This window comes from Flavobacterium erigeronis, from assembly GCF_054075165.1.
In genome coordinates this window covers 193,284-213,059 of sequence record NZ_JBSKGP010000004.1, presented here as the reverse complement: position 1 = coordinate 213,059, position 19,776 = coordinate 193,284, and the positions used below count along the sequence as shown (strand labels likewise).

Genomic DNA, 19,776 nt, shown 5'->3' with positions numbered 1-19,776 from the left:
ATTTAAATTGAAGTTTCTGTTGATAACTTGCATGCTTTAACGTTTAATTTACTGGTTATATAGCCTGCATTTTTATATATTTGCGTGTTAGACATAAATACATTTATTAGAATAAATTATATGAGCGAAGAAATCAAGAAGAACAATTATTCAGCAGATAGTATTCAGGCATTAGAAGGGATGGAGCACGTAAGAATGCGTCCGTCGATGTATATTGGTGATGTAGGGGTTCGAGGACTACACCATTTAGTTTACGAGGTTGTTGATAACTCTATTGATGAGGCGATGGGAGGGCATTGTGATACTATTAGTGTCTCAATAAACGAGGATGGTTCTGTTACTGTTGAAGATAATGGTCGTGGTATTCCAGTTGACTTGCATAAAAAAGAAGGAGTTTCTGCACTTGAGGTTGTAATGACTAAAATTGGTGCGGGAGGTAAATTCGACAAAGATTCATATAAAGTTTCTGGAGGTCTTCACGGAGTTGGGGTTTCTGTAGTAAACGCCCTTTCTGTTCACATGAAATCTACTGTATTTAGAGAAGGTAAGATTTATGAGCAGGAATACGAAAGAGGAAAATCTTTATATCCAGTAAAACAAATTGGAGAAACGGATAAAAGAGGTACTCGTCAGACTTTCTTTCCAGATGATACAATCTTTACTCAGACAACTGAGTTTTCTTATGATACACTTTCTGCACGTATGCGTGAGCTTTCTTTCCTTAATAAAGGAATCACAATTACGTTTACAGATAAAAGAGAAGTTGATGAAAAAGGCGAATTCAGAAGCGAAGTATTTCATTCTGATGAAGGTCTAAAAGAATATATTCGTTATTTAGATGGTAACCGTGAGCCAATTGTTTCGCACGTTATTAGTATGGATAATGATAAAGGCGAAATTCCAGTTGAGGTTGCCTTAATCTACAATACAAGCTATACAGAGAATATTTTCTCTTACGTAAATAATATCAATACACACGAAGGAGGTACGCACTTGCAAGGTTTTAGAAGTGGTTTGACAAGAACGCTTAAAAAATATGCAGATGCTTCTGGTTTATTAGATAAATTAAAATTCGAAATTGCTGGAGATGACTTCCGTGAAGGATTAACAGCGATTATTTCGGTTAAAGTTTCAGAACCTCAATTTGAAGGGCAAACAAAAACCAAGCTTGGAAACAGAGAGGTTGTTTCTCCAGTTTCTCAGGCGGTTGGAGAAATGTTAGAGAATTATTTGGAAGAAAATCCAAATGATGCAAAATTGATTATCCAAAAAGTAATCTTAGCAGCTCAGGCACGTCACGCAGCGAAAAAAGCGCGTGAGATGGTACAGCGTAAAACTGTTATGGGCGGTGGAGGATTGCCAGGGAAATTATCTGATTGTTCTGAGCAAGATCCTGCAAGATGTGAGGTTTACCTTGTCGAGGGAGATTCGGCTGGTGGAACAGCAAAACAAGGGCGTGATCGTAACTTTCAAGCAATTTTGCCATTACGTGGTAAGATTTTGAATGTTGAAAAAGCGATGCATCATAAAGTATTCGAAAATGAAGAGATTAGAAATATCTTTACCGCTTTAGGAGTTACAGTAGGAACTGCAGAAGACAGTAAAGCGCTTAATCTTGAAAAACTAAGATATCACAAGGTAATCATCATGTGTGATGCCGATGTCGATGGTAGCCACATTTCTACCTTAATATTAACGTTCTTCTTCCGTTTCATGAAAGAACTAATCGAAGAAGGTCACGTATATATAGCAGCACCACCTTTATACTTAGTTAAAAAAGGAAATAAAAAAGAATATGCTTGGAATGATGTTCAGCGTGATCAGGCTAACGAAAGAATGGGTGGAAGTGCCAATATTCAACGTTATAAAGGTCTTGGAGAGATGAACGCAGAGCAATTGTGGGAAACTACAATGGATCCAAACTTTAGAACTTTACGTCAGGTAAATATCGACAGCCTTGCAGAAGCAGATCAAGTTTTCTCTATGCTAATGGGTGATGAAGTACCGCCACGTAGAGAGTTTATCGAGAAAAATGCAGTTTATGCAAATATTGACGCATAAAATGAAAAATTAATAATTTCAATTCGTTTAATTGTTTAAATTTACTAGACAATTAAACGAATTGTCTTTTTAAGGAAGAGACAAAAAATAAATTAATAACCGATAAAGTAAAAAATATGAAAGTTACCATTGTAGGAGCAGGAAATGTTGGAGCTACATGTGCAGATGTTATTTCTTATAGAGGAATTGCAAGTGAAGTAGTATTGTTGGATATTAAAGAAGGTTTTGCCGAAGGTAAAGCGTTGGATATTACCCAGTGTGCTACAAACACAGGTTTTAATACCAAAGTTTCTGGAGTTACCAATGATTATTCTAAAACTGCTGGAAGTGATGTAGTTGTAATTACATCAGGAATTCCGAGAAAACCAGGAATGACAAGAGAAGAATTAATCGGCATCAATGCAGGAATTGTAAAAACAGTTGCTGAGAATGTGTTGAAGTATTCTCCAGATACCATTATTGTTGTAGTTTCCAATCCAATGGATACTATGACTTATTTGGCTTTAAAAGCTACAGGTCTTCCAAAAAATAGAATTATAGGTATGGGTGGTGCTTTGGATAGTTCTCGTTTTAGAACGTATCTTTCATTGGCATTAGATAAACCTGCAAATGATATTTCGGCAATGGTAATAGGAGGTCATGGTGATACAACTATGATTCCGTTAACGCGTCTGGCATCTTACAACGGGATTCCAGTAACAGAATTTCTTTCAGAAGAAGTCTTGCAAAAAGTTGCAGCAGATACGATGGTAGGAGGAGCAACTCTTACTGGTCTTTTAGGAACTTCGGCATGGTATGCTCCTGGAGCTTCTGTGGCGTATCTAGTTGATAGTATTTTAAACGATCAAAAGAAAATGATTGCTTGTTCTGTTTTTGTTGAAGGTGAATATGGACAGAATGATATTTGCATAGGTGTACCGTGTATAATTGGTAAAAATGGAGTCGAAGAAATTTTAGATATAAATTTAAATGATCAGGAAAAAGCATTATTTGCCAAAAGTGCAGATGCAGTTCGAAGTATGAATGATGCCTTGAAATCCATATTAGTATAATAAAAACCGCAAAAAAGAAAAGAAGCTGCACTTTTGCAGCTTTTTTTTTGAGATTAATTAATAAATAAATTGGTTAATATTTTCGTAAATAATATATTTGCTCGGTTTAAAAAAAAATTGGTAATTCGTGATCTCGTATTTTTGTTTTAAAAAATCATGTCAGGGCTTATTTTATGGGACTTTAAAACAAAAACAAAAATAAAACATAATTAATTTTTAGTAATAATGCAGAATAAAGGACTTATTAAATTTTTCGCAATTCTATTTGCATTGGTAAGTATTTACCAACTATCATTCACTTTTGTGGCAAATAGTGTCAAAAGTGAAGCTAAAGCTTTTGCAGGAGATAATCCTGATAAAGAGCTGAAATACTTAGATTCTATTGGTAAAGAAAAAGTATTAAATCTTGGTTTTACTGATTTCACTTATAACGAAGTGAAAAACAAACAGCTAAACAAAGGTCTTGACTTAGAAGGAGGAATCAACGTGATTCTTCAAATTTCTATTAAAGATGTTTTAAAAGGTTTAGCTAACAACTCTAAAAACCCAGTATTTAATAAATCGTTAGCTGATGCTTCTGCAAATTTAGAAGGAAACAAAACGTATTTAAATAAGTTTTTTGAAGCTTTTGAAGCAAACTCAAAAGGTTCTGTAAAATTAGCATCTCCAGATATCTTCGCAAACAGAAGTCTTCAAGGAGAAGGTGGTGTAGATTTTCAAATGTCTGACGCGCAGGTTCAAAAAGTTATCAAAAGAAAAGTTGATGAGTCTGTAGAAAGTGCTTTTAAAGTATTAAGAGAGCGTATCGACAAATTTGGTGTTACACAGCCAAACATTCAAAAATTAGGAGAAACAGGAAGAATCTTAGTAGAGCTTCCAGGTGCTAAAGATGTTGATAGAATTAAAAAATTATTAGGTGGAAAAGCTCAATTAGAGTTCTGGGAAACTTATAAAGTTGAAGAAATTGGTAATTTCTTAGTATCAGCAAACGAAGCTTTAAAGAAAACTGAAGTTAAAAAGACTGAAACTAAAACAGTTGCTAAAGATTCATTGAATGCATTATTAACTGATGCTAAAGATTCTTCAGAAGTTAAAAAAGGAAACAATCCTTTATTTGATAAAATGATCGTTCAAGGTGGCGGACCAGTTTTAGGTTACTTCGCTCCTAAAGATACTGCTGCTATCAATGATTATTTCAAAAGACCAGAAATTAGAGTTTTATTAGCTGCTGACCAACACTATGCAAAATTTGTATGGAGTAAGCCAACAACTATTAAAGATCCTAAAGCAAAAGATATTAAAAACGCAGCAGATATCGAAGCTGTTGAATTATACGCTTTAAAAGGTAACAGAGACAATAACCCAGCAATGAGCGGTGGTGTTGTAACTGATGCAAAAGATACTTTTGACCAAATGGGTAAACCTGCAGTTTCTATGCAAATGAACAGCCAAGGTGCTAAAGTTTGGGAAGAACTTACAGGAAGAGCATTCGCTCAAAAAAGCTACATTGCTATTGTATTAGATGATATCGTATATTCTGCTCCAGGTGTTACAAGCGGTCCTATTGCTGGAGGAAGATCTGAGATTACAGGTTCATTTGATGTAGCTGAAACTAAAGATTTAGCTAACGTATTAAATGCAGGTAAATTACCAGCTTCTGCAGATATTATCCAATCAACTGTTGTTGGTCCATCTTTAGGACAAGCAGCTATTGATGCAGGTACAATTTCTTCTGTATTAGGTTTCTTATTAGTTTGTGTTTGGATGGTATTCTATTATGGTAAAGCTGGTTGGTATGCTAACCTTGCATTATTATTAAACTTACTATTCTTATTCGGAATTATGGCAAGTTTTGGTTTTGTATTAACATTACCAGGTATTGCAGGTATCGTATTAACATTGGGTACTGCGGTAGATGCGAACATTATTATCTACGAAAGAGCAAAAGAAGAATTGCGTGAAGGTAAATCACTTTCAGAAGCAGTTCAAGCTTCTTACGGATGGCATGGTGCAATGCGTTCTATTATTGATGCTAACGTTACTCACGTTTTAACTGGAGCGATCTTATTTATTTTCGGTACAGGTCCAATTAAAGGTTTCGCATTAACATTATTAATTGGTATCGTAACTTCATTGTTTACATCAATCTTTATTGCTAGAATCTTTATTGACAGAAACATTGCAGGAAAAGCAGATTTAACTTTCTCTACAAATATTACTAAAAACTGGTTTACAAACTTCCACTTTGACTTTATTAAAGTTAAAAAATTCACTTATATCTTCTCTACTATTGTAACAGTAGTAAGTTTAGTTTCTATCTTCTTCGTTAACGGATTAGATGAAGGTGTTGATTTTGTTGGAGGAAGAACATTTCAAGTTAAATTTGAAAAACCAGTTGATGCAACTGCAGTTTCAGATGAATTGTCTGCTGCTTTTGGTACTCCGGTTGAAGCTAAAATTTTAGGTGATGATGATCAGTTGAAAATCACAACCAAATATAAAATTAAAGAAGATGGTGTAGCTATCGATGAGGAAGTGAACCAAAAATTATATGCTGCTTTACAGAAATATTTCCCAAATACTTCTTACGATAAATTTACCAACTCTTATAATGGTAAAACAGTAGGTGTATTACAAGCGTCTAAAGTTGGAGCTTCTATTTCTGAAGATATCAAAACTAACTCTTACTGGGCAGTTCTTGGTGCGATGGCGGTTATTTTCTTATACTTAATGGTATCTTTCCGTAAATGGCAATATTCATTAGGTGCGATTGCAGCTGTTGCTCACGACGTTATCTTTGTATTAGGAATCTACTCTTTATGCTACAAATTCATGCCATTCCACATGGAAATGGATCAGCACTTTATCGCTGCGATCTTAACTGTAATTGGTTATTCTATGAACGATACGGTAATTGTATTTGACAGGGTGAGAGAGTTTATCATCGGAAACCGTAAAGGTAGCTTCGAAGATATCGTAAACGCTTCTATTAATACTACATTATCAAGAACATTGAATACTTCATTAATGATGATCATCGTATTATTAACGATGTTTATCTTCGGTGGAGAGTCTATCAGAGGATTTATCTTCGCAATGTTAATTGGTATTATCGTTGGTACTTATTCTTCATTATTCATCGCAACTCCAGTATTGGTTGATACGATTTCTAATGATGAGAAACATACAATCGAAGACAAACACAATAAAGCATAATTACTGTTTTGATTATATAAAAAGATCCAGCGCGAGCTGGATCTTTTTTTTGTGCTATATTTAAATAGAATTTCAAAACAATTTATGACAAGAAAATTACTTTTAAGCTTACTGTTTCTTCTTGCTTTAAAAATGACGGCACAGCAGAATAATTCGCATTTCTCCCTCGGATTTAATTATGGCTTTGGAAGTGAATTTAACAATAGAAACTATACGTTTACAAATCACTTTTATAAACTTCAGATATGTTATAATTTAAAAGAAACAAAACATTTTCAGTATCAAATATTGGTTCAGCCTGAGATTAACTTTGGGAAGCATCAATTGTTGAATTTCTATTTTGTTAAACCTGAAACGCCAAATTATCAGCAAAAAAGAGATGAGTATGCGCAATTAAAAGACGTTCGAGAATATGTGCTTAATTGTGGTTTTTTAATTCGTAAACCTATGGGTAAAGTATGCTCGTTTTATGCTTTAGGAAGTATTGGGCCGATGATTACAGATACAGAAACAGAACGAATGTCTAAAGGTTTTGCTTTTGCAGATGTTTTTGCATTAGGTTTTACAGCAAATTATCAGAAATTGCAATTTGATGTTCGCCCGAGCGTAAGGCATGTTTCTAATGCAGGTTTAGGAAGCAGTAATGCAGGTTATAATACAAAGAATATTGAATTTGGTATTGCGTATCAATTGTAAATAGAAAATGTCTAATGCGTGAGATATTGGATATTTTCTTTGTTGAATGTTTTTTTGCATCAGAATCCGATGGATTCAAATGTTTGTAGATATCGTTTGTTAAGGTAGCATACGACCCCTTCGGGGTCGTAAAACAATCCACGATTAATTCGCTATAAACATTTGAACCTTTCAGGTTCGATTACAAGCATCAGAATCCGAAGGATTCAAATGTTTATAGATATCGTTTGTTAAGGTAGCATTCGACCCTGAAGGGGTCGAATAGAATGCTGTGTAATTACTAGCTATAAATATTTGAACTTTCCAAGTTCAATAAAATACTTTATAAAAAAAATCCTAAATTCTATTTTGAATAAATTAGAATTTAGGATTTTTGTGTTTTATTTTTTTAAATAATTTATGCTTCTGCCAATGGATTTCTCTGTGCTCTTATTATAAAGAAAAGTCCAATAATAATAAATGGAATACTTAACCATTGACCTGTTGAGAATAAGCCTAATTCGTTTTCAAAACCGCCCTGGCTTTCTTTTACAAATTCTACAATAAAACGAACAACAAATAAAAGCACTAAAAATAATCCGAATAGAAGTCCAGATTTAAGTCTTGCATTTGTTCTCCAGTATAAAAAGAATAAGATAGCGAAAACAAAAACATAACAAATTGCTTCGTACAATTGAGTAGGATGTCTCGATGGCACTTCTGCAAGTAGAGTTGCAAATTTCGGATCTGTTGCTATTGCATTATATGCTTGTTTTGGATCCGCAATTCCTGTTTTTTGAACTGCTTCGGCTTTGCTGAATGTATCGTGTAAAAATCGTATTCCGAATGCAGATGAAGTCTCGTGACCAATAATTTCAGAATTAAAGAAATTCCCCAAACGAACAAAAATAGCACCGCTTGCAACTGGAATAACCACACGATCTAAAATCCATAATAATGAACGTTTTAAGATTCTTTTGCTGTAATAATACATGGCAATAATAATTGCAATGGCAGCTCCGTGACTTGCTAATCCTTGGAAACCTGTAAATTGGAATTCTGGTTCAAATTTAAAAGGAAGGAAAATCTCTAATAAATGATTTCTGAAATATTCCCAATCGTAAAAGAAAACATGACCTAAACGTGCTCCAATTAAAGTTGCTAGAACCGTCCAAACAAATAAAGAATCTAGTTTTTCAATCGACTCGTTTTCTCTTTCGAAAATCTTTTTCATTAGGAACCATCCTAAACCAAAAGCAATTACAAACATTAAGCTGTAATAGCGAATCATAAAAAATCCTAAGTTGATTCCCTCAGAAGGATTCCAAACTAAATTTAAGGCGTGTGTCATGTATGAATGTTTTTGTATCTGTAAAAATAAATATTTAATGTAAAGTTCCGTTTTCTAAAAAGTTAATGTTTGTGACTGCATTTCTTTTCTGGCACAGGATCGTATCCGCTTCTTCCCCAAGGATGACAACTTAAAATACGTTTAATGCCTAGATATCCGCCATAAAACAATCCGTGAATTTGCAGCGCCTGAATCATATAAGTCGAACATGTCGGCTCAAATCTGCAGGAAGCAGGTGTAAACGGTGAAATGGCAGTTTGATAAAAACGAACCAGCAGTACAAACGGATAGATTAGAAATTTCATAATTTAGTGTTCAGTGTTCAGTTTTTTTAGTGTTCAGTAAAAAAATATAAAATGATAAATCATTTAGATAATCAATTCTTAGTATCTTCTGTTTTAGTTGTTAATCTATAGCTGATCACTAAAAAAAAACTGAACACTGAATACTTTTTTTACTGAATACTAAACGTAGTTCCTTCTTTTCCGTCTTTCAGCTGAATTCCTAATGCAATTAACTGATCGCGAATTTGGTCAGAAAGAGCAAAGTTTTTATCGGCTCTAGCTTGATTTCTCATTCCGATAAGCATATTTACTACACCGTCTAGTTTATCGCTATCTGCATCAGCGGCTTTATCGTCATTAAGACCTAAAACATCAAATACAAAAGCATTTACTGCTGTTTGGAAATCAGCTAAATCAGTAGCAGAAATAGTTTCTTTGCCATCTTTTAATAAATTGATATAACGAACCGCTTCAAACAACTGCGCAATTAAAATTGGCGTATTGAAATCGTCATTCATTGCATCGTAGCAAAGCTGTTTCCATGCAGCAAAATCTATAGAACTAGAAGCTCCTGCAGTAAGATTTGGTAAAGCATCAAGTGCTTCCATTAATCTTTTGTATCCTTTTTCAGCGGCAACAATTGCATCATCAGAAAAATCTAAAATACTTCTGTAATGTGCTTGAAGCATGAAAAAACGAGTTACCGAAGCAGAAAAGGGTTTGCTTAGAATAGTGTTGTCACCACTAAGAATTTCACCTGGAAGAATATTATTTCCAGTCGATTTTGCCATTTTTTTTCCGTTTAAAGTAAGCATATTAGCATGCATCCAGTAATTTACCGGAGCCTGACCCGTGCAAGCTTCATTTTGAGCGATTTCGCATTCGTGGTGAGGGAATTTTAAATCCATTCCGCCTCCGTGAATATCAAAATGATTTCCAAGATATTTAGTACTCATTGCAGTACATTCTAAGTGCCATCCTGGGAAACCATCGCTCCAAGGAGAAGGCCATCTCATGATATGTTCTGGCTCAGCTTTTTTCCAAAGCGCAAAATCCTGCGGATTTCTTTTATCGGACTGTCCGTCAAGATCACGAGTATTTGCCAGCATATCGTCGATATTTCTACCGCTTAAGATACCGTAATTATTGGTTTCGTTATATTTTACAACGTCAAAATATACAGATCCGTTGGCAACATAAGCAATACCTTTATCGATAATTTTTTTGATAATTTCAATCTGCTCAATAATATGTCCAGTTGCTGTAGGTTCGATACTTGGAGGCAAAAAATTGAATGCTTTTAGAATATTATGAAAATCTACAGTATAGCGCTGTACCACTTCCATTGGTTCCAATTGCTCCAAACGTGCTTTTTTAGCAATTTTATCTTCACCTTCATCCACATCATCTACGATATGTCCAACATCGGTAATATTTCTAACATAACGAACTTTATAATCCAAATGCAGAAAATATCTGAAGATTACATCAAAAGACATAAAAGTTCTCACGTTACCTAAGTGAACATTGCTATATACCGTAGGTCCACAAACATACATTCCAACGTTTCCATCATGGATGGGTTTGAAATCTTCTTTTTCACCCGAAAGCGAATTGTATATTTTTAAAGGCTGACTTGTATATAGAGGCATAGTTTTGCTTGTTGTAATTTGTTTAAATTTTGATTTTAAAAAACATTAATCTATTTAATGATTAATCAAATTTTAAAATTGAGTATCTAATTTTATGTAGTCAAGAAATTCTCTTTTCGTTTGTGCGTCTTTGAATTTTCCTCCGAATTCAGAAGTTACAGTGCTGCTTTCGATATCTTTAATTCCGCGAGAATTTACGCAAAGGTGTTTCGCATCGATAACGCAGGCAACATCTTCTGTTCCTAAAGCTTTTTGCAGTTCTTGAACAATCTGCATAGTAAGACGCTCTTGAACTTGAGGTCTTTTTGCATAATATTCAACGATACGATTCATTTTTGATAAACCGATAACGCGTCCGCTTGAGATATACGCTACGTGAGCACGTCCGATAATTGGCAGTAAATGGTGTTCGCAAGTAGAATAAACCGTAATGTTTTTTTCTACAAGCATTTCGCCATATTTATAATTATTGTCAAAAGTAGAAGCTTTTGGCTGTTTTGCTGGGTTAAGACCACCAAAAATTTCCTTTACAAACATCTTAGCAACTCGGTTTGGAGTTCCTTTAATGCTGTCATCAGTCAAATCCATTCCTAAAGTTTGCAGAATGCTTTCAACATCTTTTTTAATTTTTTCTATTTTTTCTTCGTCAGTTATATCAAAAGCATCTTCTCTTAGAGGATTTTTTGCATTACTGCTAAAGTGATTGTCTCCTATTTCGTCTAAAAATTCTTCGTTGTTTATCATTAAAAACTACTATTAGTATGTGTATTCCTTTTTTAAGGCGGTAAAGATAATTAATAAATGGGAAACCTTTTCTATGGTTTTTAGGATTTAATTGATCGTTTTTGATTATAATTCAATTTACATTTTAAATAACAGGATTTAAAACACAAAAGACAATAACGAAATGGCTATTGTCTTTTGAAAATTTTATTATAACGAACTGATTATCTGTTGTTGTAAACCTGTAAAGCTTCCTTTAAAATATTTACGGCCGTAACCAAATCTTTTTTATTTAAAACATAAGCAATACGAACCTGATTAAGTCCCATTCCTGGTGTAGAATAAAAACCTTTGGCAGGCGCAATCATTACCGTTTCGCCATTTAAATCATAACTTTCTAAAAGCCATTGTGCAAAATCGTCTGAATTTGCTATCGGAAGTTCTGCAATACAATAAAAAGCACCTTTTGGTTTTGTTACGATAACACCGTCAATCTTGTTTAATTCGGCAATTAAAGTGTCGCGGCGTTCTTTGTATTCACCAATAACTTCGTCAAAATAACTCTGAGGCGTGTCAATTGCAGCTTCGCAAGCAATCTGTTCAATAGTTGGCGGACTCAAACGTGCTTGGGCAAACTTCATTACTGTTGCCAAAACATCTTTATTTTTAGTTACCAAACAGCCAATTCTTGCTCCGCACATGCTGTAACGTTTCGAAACAGAGTCGACCATGATTACATTTTGCTGTACATCTTCTAGATTCATTACAGAAAAATGCACATCGTCTCCGTCGTATAAAAATTCACGATATACTTCATCGGCGATTAAATATAAATCGTGTTTTTTAATTAAACCGGCAAGCTGTTTAATTTCGGCTTCAGAATATAAATATCCAGTCGGATTTCCAGGATTGCAAATCAGAATGGCTTTTGTTTTAGGTGTTATTAGCTTTTCGACTTCATCAATGCTTGGCAAAGCAAATGCCGTTTCAATAGTAGAAACAAGAGGCACTACAGTTGCGCTTGTAGAAGAAGCAAACGCGTGATAATTAGCATAAAAAGGTTCTGGAATAATAATTTCGTCTCCAGGATCTGTAATTGTGGCCAGTGCAAAAAGTAAGGCTTCAGAACCACCAGTTGTAACAATGATGTCTTCTGTGTTAACGTTTACATTTTGGCGCTGGTAAAATTGAGCTAATTTTTTTCTATAGCTTTCATATCCGGCAGACGGACTGTATTCTATAAGAGTCAAATCAATACTTTTTACCGCCTCGATGGCCACTTCCGGTGTCTTGATATCCGGTTGACCAATGTTTAAGTGATACACCTTGTGTCCTTTTTTCTTTGCTAAATCTGCAAAAGGAGCCAGCTTGCGTATCGGAGATTCGGGCATGTTTTTTCCCTTGTGTGAAATTGTCGGCATGAGTATAAATTATTGAAGTGCAAATTTGCATTTTTTTTTCGAATTTAACGTAAACAATAAGGGTACTTCCAAAAATGTAACAATAATAAATATATTTACTAATTTTATAATAAAATATTGTCAATGAAAAAATATAAAGTATTGTTTTTTGGGTTATTCTTACCTTTTTTGCTTTTTGGACAAGGCGATTTTTTATTGGAAAACAATGCGACTAGGGCTACAATTCCTTTTAAATTGATTAATAACCTTGTTTTTATTCCTATAAAAGTAAATGGAGTAGAGCTGAATTTCCTTCTGGATTCTGGTGTCGAAGAAACCATTCTATTTAGTATGGAAGAAAAACAGGAGGTCAGCTTTAATAATGTGGCCAAAATAAAACTCCGCGGATTGGGAAGCGAGGAAGAAATTGAAGGTTTAAAATCGACGAAAAACATTTTAGAAACACATGGTCTGAAATCCGATGACCATATGGTTTTTATTATTCTGGATCAAAGTTTCAACCTTTCGTCTCATATCGGAATTCCGGTCAACGGAATTATTGGGCATAAATTCTTTCGAAATAATTTTGTCGAAGTGAATTATCAGAAAAAGAAAATCATAGTTCATGCTAAGAGCAATAAGTTTCAGGAAAAACTAGACAAAAAGTTTAAAATGGTTCCGATAACTGTAGAAAGGGCAAAACCTTATATTATGACAACCGCTACAGTTAATAATGAAGAGATTCCAGCAAAACTTTTAATTGATATTGGAAATAGTGATGCCTTCTGGATTTTTGAAAACGATAAAATAAAACTCCCAAATAAAAATTTTCCTGATTTCTTAGGAAAAGGATTTAGCGGCGACATTGAAGGGCATCGCGCAAAAATTGATAAAATTTCGATCGATGAATTTGATTTTAAAAAACCAATTGTCTCTTTTCCTGATTCTATTTCGGTTCGAAACGTTAAGATGGTTCCAGGACGTATTGGTTCTGTTGGAGGTGAAGTGTTGAAACGATTTACCTTGGTTTTGGATTATAAAGGGAAAAAACTGTACTTAAAAAGAAACAGCAAGTTTGGAGAGCCATTTACCTATAATAAAAGCGGAATTACAGTTCAGCATAACGGACTGCAATGGGTGCAGGAAACGGTGCATTTAGAAACCGTTCAAGTTGCTTCGACGATGGATGAGCTGCAGGAAAAAAATAAGAACGACAATAATTTTAAATATAAATTTGCTCTTAAACCGGTTTACGAAATTGTAAATGTGCGCAAGAATTCGGCAGCTGAGAAATGCGGTTTGCGTAAAGGAGATGTTATTGTCAGCATTAATAGTACCCAGCCTTATAGATATAGTTTGCAGCAAATAAATAATCTCCTAAAATCAGAAGATGATATTTGGATTAATATGGAGGTAGAGCGAAATAGTCTGGTAATTAAATTTAGATTTAAGCTTGAAGATGAATTGTAAAAAGTAGTAAATCACATTTTTTTAAATTTATCGTAAAAGCGTGTTTTATAATGCTGTAATGTAGATTTGTGCTCTTTTTGTGAAAATAAGTTTGTTAAAAATTAGTTTTTTAGTTAAATATTTTCTTATGTTTAGCAAAAATTTAATCTATGGCAAAAAACTACATTAGCTACCTACATTTTGTATTGTTTTTTATTTTTTTTACTGTATTTCCTTCAAAACTAACCGCACAATGCGCTGGTGATGACAACGTAAACGAATTAATTTGCGATGTCACCAATCCGATTTATCAGGCGGTAAACTTATTTTCTTTATTAGGAGGTTCGCCAGTTCCAGGTGGGACATGGACAGATAATAATAATTTGAAAGGACTTAATCCTGCTACTGGTATTTTGAATGCGCAGTATATCCTTGGAGGCGGAACTTATCGTTATACATACACCGCTCCGGCAACTTCGGGTTGTACAGATAACAAAGCTGTAGTTACAATTACAATTGGTGCATACGTTGGAGTAGGATCTGAAGCAACGATTTGCAACGAAGACAAAAAATTTAATCTTTTTACCGCTTTTGACAGTAAAGTAATGCCGCCGCACGTAAATGGATGGTGGACAACCGACACGGGCGCACCTGTAAATGCGATAATAGATGTTGAAAATATAGACGAAAAAACCACGCTTCACTTTATCTACACCGTACCAGCTGTATTGGCATGTTCTCCAGATGAAAAATCGACTAATGTACAAGTGACCATTTTGAGAGGTCCAAAAGCAGGAGAACCATCGCATTTAGAATTATGCGGAACTACCGATTTGGCTGGATATACCGATTTGGATTTGTTTGACCAATTGGAAAAAGAGGACAAAGGAGGTACTTGGGAAGGTATAGGATTAACTTCTCCAACAGATCATAATATTAATCTTCAAGAAGTGTTTGATAATTATGGGCCGGGAGAATATAGTTATAAATATACCGTTTTGGCTCAGCCTAACAGTAATATATGCGAAAACAAAGATGCTACTGTAAAAATTTTGCTTGAAAAAAGACTTGATTTCACGGGATCAAAAATTGTGGTTAGTAAAGATATCTGCGAATCTGAAATTGCAACAGCAACTTATTCGGCACAAATTACGCAAGGATCCGATCCTATTCCGAATGGAGAATATAATGTTAGTTTTACTGTTGTTGGGCCAGGAGCATCAGGATCTGAAATTGCAAAGGCTAATTTTGTAAATGGAGTATTCAACTTTCCCATACGATCGTCTTATTTTAAACAAGTTGGAGAATATACTATTACTGTTACCCGCATAGTTTCTACAACAAGCAAAGGATTATGTGCAGATATTTTTAGTCCGTTTTCAGCAATTTTAACCATTTATCCATTGCCGCGTTTAACTAATGCTACATTGGCATCGCTTCCAGTTTGTCAAAATGATGATGCGACAATTCAAGTTACAGCGCCTCAGCTACTTGACGGTCGTTATCGTATTTCTTATAATATAAATGGAGACAATCTGGCTCTAGGTGAAACAGCAGAAATGCAGTCGGTTGGCGGAAAAGCTTCTTTCGTAGTTCCAGGAATCCTCAATGCAAGAAGCGGATTATCAGTAATTACCATTTATAGTATAACCAATATTACAAATCCTGCGCCTCAGTGTACCAATACGGCCAATGTTGCTGGGAATCTAAATATAAATCCGTTGCCAAATGCAGTAACGGTAACAGCTGCGGTTAAAGATTTCTGTTTGAATGCTCCAGTTACGGTAGCAGTTTCTGGTTTAGGAAATTTAACCGATGCCAGTATTTCGTATATATTGTCAGAAAGTAATTCTTCTGCTGTTCAAACTGTCAGCAAGGCTGTGACAAATGGAAAGTTAGATTTTGTTATTCCAGCAGAATTACTTTTAAATACAGGTTCAACAAAAATTACATTATTGAATTTAACCAACACAGTTACCAATTGTGATGTCAATTTAATTAATGTTACAGACGATTTTTTAATAAATCCAATTCCGCCTGCACCAATTGTTATAGATCAGCAGTTTTGTAAAGTTGATGGAGCCGTAATTGCCAACTTAGAACCAAAAGGCACTCAATACAAATGGTATAATGCAGCCATGGCAACAACGCCGCTTGCCGCTGATTATGTTTTAAAAACAGAAGATTATTACGTAAGAGAAACCTCTGCAGAAGGCTGTACTTCAGAACCAGCAAAAGTTACCGTACTTATAAATGATACGCCAGCGCCAGAAATGAACGAAACATCAGATTTTTGCGGATTGGCAAATCCGAGAATAAGTGATCTGTCTGCTAAAACAAATGTTCCTTCAACGGTTGCCTGGTACGATGCTGTAGATGGAAATTTATTGCCTTCAGCTACATTACTAGTTCATAATGCAACGTATTATGGTTACGATTTAAATGAAACCACAAGATGTCTTTCAGAAAATTATAAAGAAGTAAAAGTTTCACTGCAGGATTGCGAGGTCGAGCAGTATGATTTCTTTGTTCCAGACGGATTTTCGCCAAACGGAGACGGTGTAAATGATTCGTTTGTGATAAAAGATATTGAATTTTTATATCCAAATTATACACTAGAAATATATAACAGATATGGAAATGGAATGTATAAAGGAGATAATAATAAACCAGCTTGGGACGGCAAAAATTACGAAAAGAGCGGTATCGCTGGAGGTATCGCGCCCAACGGAGTTTATTTTTATGTGCTGCATTTCAATAAAGAAAATAAACCGCCCAAACAAGGCCGTCTTTATTTGAATCGATAAATCTCTTTTTTACATTTTTAATATAGTTTTCGAATGAAAAAAATAATACTCCTTATAAATTTCCTTTTCTGTTTATCCGTTTCGGCGCAGCAAGATCCAGAATATACGCACTATATGTACAATATGAGCGTCATCAATCCTGCGTATGCCACTGGAGTTCCCGCCATGATGAATTTTGGAGGATTGTACAGAACACAATGGGTTGGTGCTTATGGCGCTCCAAAAACATTTACTTTTTTTGGTCACACTGCCATTACAGACAAAATAGAAGCCGGAATCTCATTTGTTTCAGATGATATCGGAGACGGCGCTAAAAAAGAAAATAATGTCTATGCCGATTTTGCGTATGTTTTAAAATTAAGCAAAAAGGATAAATTGTCTTTGGGTGTAAAAGCAGGATTTTCATCCATGCAAAGCAATTTTAACGGTTTTCGATTTACAGATCCTGATACAGATTTTGCTTTTGCACAAAATATAAATGCAACAAAACCCAATATTGGAGTGGGAGCTTACTACTTCAGAGATAATCTCTATGTGGGATTATCTGTTCCGAATTTGCTGAAATCAGATTATATAGAAGAAAAATCAGGAGTTAACGCTTTTGGATCTGAAGAAATGCACACTTTTTTGACGGCTGGATATGTTTTTCAGCTGAATGATAAGCTGAAATTGAAACCAGCATTTTTGTCCAAATTTGTAAAAGGAGCGCCTATAACTTTAGATGTTACTGCGAATGTTTTGTATAACGAAAAATTTGAATTTGGAGCGGCCTACAGAATTGATGATTCAGTAAGTGCGCTATTCAATATCAATGTCACGCCGACACTGCGAGTAGGTTATGCCTATGATTATACGCTTACAAACTTTGGCCAGTTTAATTCGGGAACGCACGAAATTATGCTGTTGTTTGATTTGGACTTGTTAGGAAAAGGATTTGATAAATCTCCAAGATTCTTTTAAAATGAAAAATATGAAAAAATTATTCGTTATTATATTCGTATTTTCAATACAGTTTATAAGTGCCCAAGATCAGGAATTGGCGAGAGCAAAACGTTTTTTTGATAAAACCTATTACAGTGAAGCGATTATTTTATATCAAAAATTGGCAGACGAAAGACCTTCGCAAGAAGTCATTAAAAATCTAGCGGACTCTTATTTTTATACCAATGATTTGGTCAAAGCCCAACGTTATTATCGTCTTTTAGTCAATAATTACAATAATAATCTGGACAGGGAATATTATTTCAGATACGCGCAGACATTAAAAGCAACAAATGCTGTTGACGATGCCAATGCCAATTTAAAAGAATATTATGCTAAATCGGATAATTCAGAAGACATTCTCAATTTCGAAAGAGAGCTTAAAACCTTAGAAAATGTTACCGCAATCGGTAAGCGTTTTGAAATTAAAAACCTTGCGATCAACACACCAAATTCTGAATTTGGAGCCGTTACATACAAACAAGATCTAGTTTTTGCAGGAGTAAAATTGAAGCCCGGTTTATTTGATAAAAAATACAAATGGGACAACGAAACCTATTTAAATCTGGTTACGATTCCGCTAAAAAATATAAATTTGGCAGATTCTATCGTTCATTATTTTGCTAAAGAATTAAAAACGGGAATGCATGAATCGAATGCTGTTTTTACAAAAGATGGCAAAACCATGTATTTCACCAGAAATAATTCTAAAGGAAGCAGAAAAAAGAAAGACGATAAGAAAATCTCCAATCTTCAGATTTTTAAAGCAGAATTGGTTGAAGGAAAATGGACAAATGTAACATCGCTTCCATTCAATAGCGCTAATTATTCTGTAGAACATCCAGCTTTGAGTGCAGATGAAAAAGTATTGTATTTTGCTTCAGACATGCCTGGAACTTTAGGCTCTTTTGATATTTATTCGGTTAATATAAATAAAGGAGCATTTGACACTCCGAAAAATTTAGGACCAGAAATTAATACCAATAAAAGAGAGCAGTTTCCTTTTGCCTCGGCAGACCATAAATTATATTTTTCATCAGACGGACATTTAGGTTACGGATCTTTAGATGTTTTTGTGTCTGAAATTAATGGAAACGAATATTCAAAACCTATAAATGTGGGGCTTCCGCTGAATTCTAATTTAGATGATTTTGCTTTCTACATAGATTCAAATACAAAGGAAGGTTTTTTTGCATCGAATAGAGAAGGAGGAAAAGGAAGCGACGATATCTATCAATTTAAAGAAATAAAAGATCTTATTGTTGAAGATTGCAAGCAGTTTATTGCAGGAACCATTACGGATATTGATACGCAATTGGCTCTAGAAAACGCTACCGTATTATTGCAGGATTCAGAAAATAAAACTTTAAATACGATTACGACTTCTGCCGATGGAAAATTCAGTTTTACAGTTGCTTGCGAGACTTCATATAAAATTAGCGCTTTCAAAGAAAATTATACCAACGCTTCAAAAACATTGACTTTAGACAAAACTCGAGACAAAGTAAATGATGGTTCGCTGGCATTGAAATCTTTAGAAGTTATTAAACAGGAAGAAAAACTAATTGCTGAAAATAAGAGAAAGCAGGAAATTATTATAGAAGAAGAAAACAAGAAAAAAGAGGCTTTGGCTGCGGTTGAATTAAAACAAAAGGAGAAAAAAGCCAAGGAAGCTGCAATCGTAGCAGCTGAAATTAGAAAGAATGAAAAAGTAAAAGAGATTTTAGAGAAGGAAAAAGATGTTGTAAAAGACAAAGACCGCTTAATCATTAAAACAGATCCGATTTACTTTGATTACGATTTGTGGTATATTCGAAAAGAATCAAAAGTAATTTTAGGAAGAGTGGTAGAACTGATGAAAAAATATCCTGGAATGGTAATCGAAATTGGCTCGCATACCGATTCACGAGGAAGCGTAAAATACAACGCTGATTTATCTCAGAAAAGAGCAGATTCAACAAGAGAATTTATCATCCAATCTGGAATTGATGCCAAAAGAGTTTCTGCAAAAGGTTATGGCGAATCGGTGCCAATTGTAAAATGCAAAACAGACGAATCGTGCTCAGAAGAAGAACACGAGTTGAACAGAAGATCTGAATTTGTAATTAAAAATTTATAAAATTAT

13 protein-coding genes are annotated in these 19,776 nt (G+C 34.5%); 8 read left to right on the top strand and 5 right to left on the bottom strand.

The genetic code is table 11. The features are described from left to right. Positions 1–120 precede the first annotated feature (120 nt). The 4 genes from gyrB (at position 121) to ACWA1F_RS09745 (ending at position 7,025) form a co-directional block, all read left to right on the top strand. Positions 121–2,061: a DNA topoisomerase (ATP-hydrolyzing) subunit B gene (gene gyrB, locus ACWA1F_RS09760; RefSeq protein ID WP_456893591.1), complete on the top strand. Its 1,941-nt coding sequence runs from the start codon at positions 121–123 to the stop codon at positions 2,059–2,061. A gap of 116 nt (positions 2,062–2,177) precedes the next feature. Beyond that, complete coding sequence (gene mdh / locus ACWA1F_RS09755) at positions 2,178–3,113, top strand: malate dehydrogenase (protein ID WP_306156903.1); 936 nt, start codon at positions 2,178–2,180, stop codon at positions 3,111–3,113. A gap of 225 nt (positions 3,114–3,338) precedes the next feature. Next, entirely contained in the window at positions 3,339–6,329 is a 2,991-nt protein-coding gene (gene secDF / locus ACWA1F_RS09750; protein WP_456893590.1) for a protein translocase subunit SecDF, read from the top strand. Positions 6,330–6,413: 84 nt separating this feature from the next. Then, positions 6,414–7,025 carry an acyloxyacyl hydrolase gene (locus ACWA1F_RS09745; RefSeq protein ID WP_456893589.1) on the top strand — a complete coding sequence of 204 codons (612 nt, stop codon included), beginning with the start codon at positions 6,414–6,416 and terminating at the stop codon, positions 7,023–7,025. 397 nt (positions 7,026–7,422) lie between these two features. Here ACWA1F_RS09745 and lgt read toward each other — a convergent pair whose 3' ends face one another. From lgt to ACWA1F_RS09720, 5 genes are all read right to left on the bottom strand, one after another. Next, positions 7,423–8,355, bottom strand: coding sequence for a prolipoprotein diacylglyceryl transferase (gene lgt, locus ACWA1F_RS09740; RefSeq protein WP_306156897.1), 933 nt, complete (start codon positions 8,353–8,355; stop codon positions 7,423–7,425). Between the two features lie 62 nt (positions 8,356–8,417). Then, the gene (gene yidD / locus ACWA1F_RS09735; RefSeq protein WP_456893588.1) at positions 8,418–8,660 is read right to left on the bottom strand and encodes a membrane protein insertion efficiency factor YidD; all 243 of its coding nucleotides are present in this window, start codon (positions 8,658–8,660) and stop codon (positions 8,418–8,420) included. A 149-nt stretch (positions 8,661–8,809) separates the two neighbouring features. Then, the gene (gene cysS, locus ACWA1F_RS09730; protein ID WP_456893587.1) at positions 8,810–10,291 is read right to left on the bottom strand and encodes a cysteine--tRNA ligase; all 1,482 of its coding nucleotides are present in this window, start codon (positions 10,289–10,291) and stop codon (positions 8,810–8,812) included. Positions 10,292–10,363: 72 nt separating this feature from the next. After that, positions 10,364–11,035 carry a GTP cyclohydrolase I FolE gene (gene folE, locus ACWA1F_RS09725; RefSeq protein WP_125721400.1) on the bottom strand — a complete coding sequence of 224 codons (672 nt, stop codon included), beginning with the start codon at positions 11,033–11,035 and terminating at the stop codon, positions 10,364–10,366. A gap of 203 nt (positions 11,036–11,238) precedes the next feature. Next, positions 11,239–12,435: a pyridoxal phosphate-dependent aminotransferase gene (locus ACWA1F_RS09720; protein WP_456893586.1), complete on the bottom strand. Its 1,197-nt coding sequence runs from the start codon at positions 12,433–12,435 to the stop codon at positions 11,239–11,241. Between the two features lie 123 nt (positions 12,436–12,558). Between ACWA1F_RS09720 and ACWA1F_RS09715 the strand changes: the two genes are divergently transcribed. The 4 genes from ACWA1F_RS09715 (at position 12,559) to ACWA1F_RS09700 (ending at position 19,770) form a co-directional block, all read left to right on the top strand. Further along, positions 12,559–13,884, top strand: a complete 1,326-nt coding sequence (locus tag ACWA1F_RS09715) for a PDZ domain-containing protein (protein ID WP_456893585.1) — start codon at positions 12,559–12,561, stop codon at positions 13,882–13,884. Between the two features lie 149 nt (positions 13,885–14,033). Continuing rightward, positions 14,034–16,670, top strand: a complete 2,637-nt coding sequence (locus ACWA1F_RS09710) for a gliding motility-associated C-terminal domain-containing protein (protein ID WP_456893584.1) — start codon at positions 14,034–14,036, stop codon at positions 16,668–16,670. 33 nt (positions 16,671–16,703) lie between these two features. Beyond that, positions 16,704–17,630, top strand: coding sequence for a PorP/SprF family type IX secretion system membrane protein (locus ACWA1F_RS09705; protein WP_456893583.1), 927 nt, complete (start codon positions 16,704–16,706; stop codon positions 17,628–17,630). 10 nt (positions 17,631–17,640) lie between these two features. Further along, positions 17,641–19,770: an OmpA family protein gene (locus tag ACWA1F_RS09700; RefSeq protein ID WP_456893582.1), complete on the top strand. Its 2,130-nt coding sequence runs from the start codon at positions 17,641–17,643 to the stop codon at positions 19,768–19,770. The last annotated feature ends 6 nt before the right edge of the window (positions 19,771–19,776 follow it).

Excerpts from the sequence above, each read along its gene's own strand:
- gyrB (WP_456893591.1), top strand. The coding sequence starts at position 121 with ATGAGCGAAGAAATCAAGAAGAACAATTATTCAGCAGATAGTATTCAG.
- mdh (WP_306156903.1), top strand. The coding sequence starts at position 2,178 with ATGAAAGTTACCATTGTAGGAGCAGGAAATGTTGGAGCTACATGTGCA.
- secDF (WP_456893590.1), top strand. The coding sequence starts at position 3,339 with ATGCAGAATAAAGGACTTATTAAATTTTTCGCAATTCTATTTGCATTG.
- ACWA1F_RS09745 (WP_456893589.1), top strand. The coding sequence starts at position 6,414 with ATGACAAGAAAATTACTTTTAAGCTTACTGTTTCTTCTTGCTTTAAAA.
- lgt (WP_306156897.1), bottom strand. The coding sequence starts at position 8,355 with ATGACACACGCCTTAAATTTAGTTTGGAATCCTTCTGAGGGAATCAAC.
- yidD (WP_456893588.1), bottom strand. The coding sequence starts at position 8,660 with ATGAAATTTCTAATCTATCCGTTTGTACTGCTGGTTCGTTTTTATCAA.
- cysS (WP_456893587.1), bottom strand. The coding sequence starts at position 10,291 with ATGCCTCTATATACAAGTCAGCCTTTAAAAATATACAATTCGCTTTCG.
- folE (WP_125721400.1), bottom strand. The coding sequence starts at position 11,035 with ATGATAAACAACGAAGAATTTTTAGACGAAATAGGAGACAATCACTTT.
- ACWA1F_RS09720 (WP_456893586.1), bottom strand. The coding sequence starts at position 12,435 with ATGCCGACAATTTCACACAAGGGAAAAAACATGCCCGAATCTCCGATA.
- ACWA1F_RS09715 (WP_456893585.1), top strand. The coding sequence starts at position 12,559 with ATGAAAAAATATAAAGTATTGTTTTTTGGGTTATTCTTACCTTTTTTG.
- ACWA1F_RS09710 (WP_456893584.1), top strand. The coding sequence starts at position 14,034 with ATGGCAAAAAACTACATTAGCTACCTACATTTTGTATTGTTTTTTATT.
- ACWA1F_RS09705 (WP_456893583.1), top strand. The coding sequence starts at position 16,704 with ATGAAAAAAATAATACTCCTTATAAATTTCCTTTTCTGTTTATCCGTT.
- ACWA1F_RS09700 (WP_456893582.1), top strand. The coding sequence starts at position 17,641 with ATGAAAAAATTATTCGTTATTATATTCGTATTTTCAATACAGTTTATA.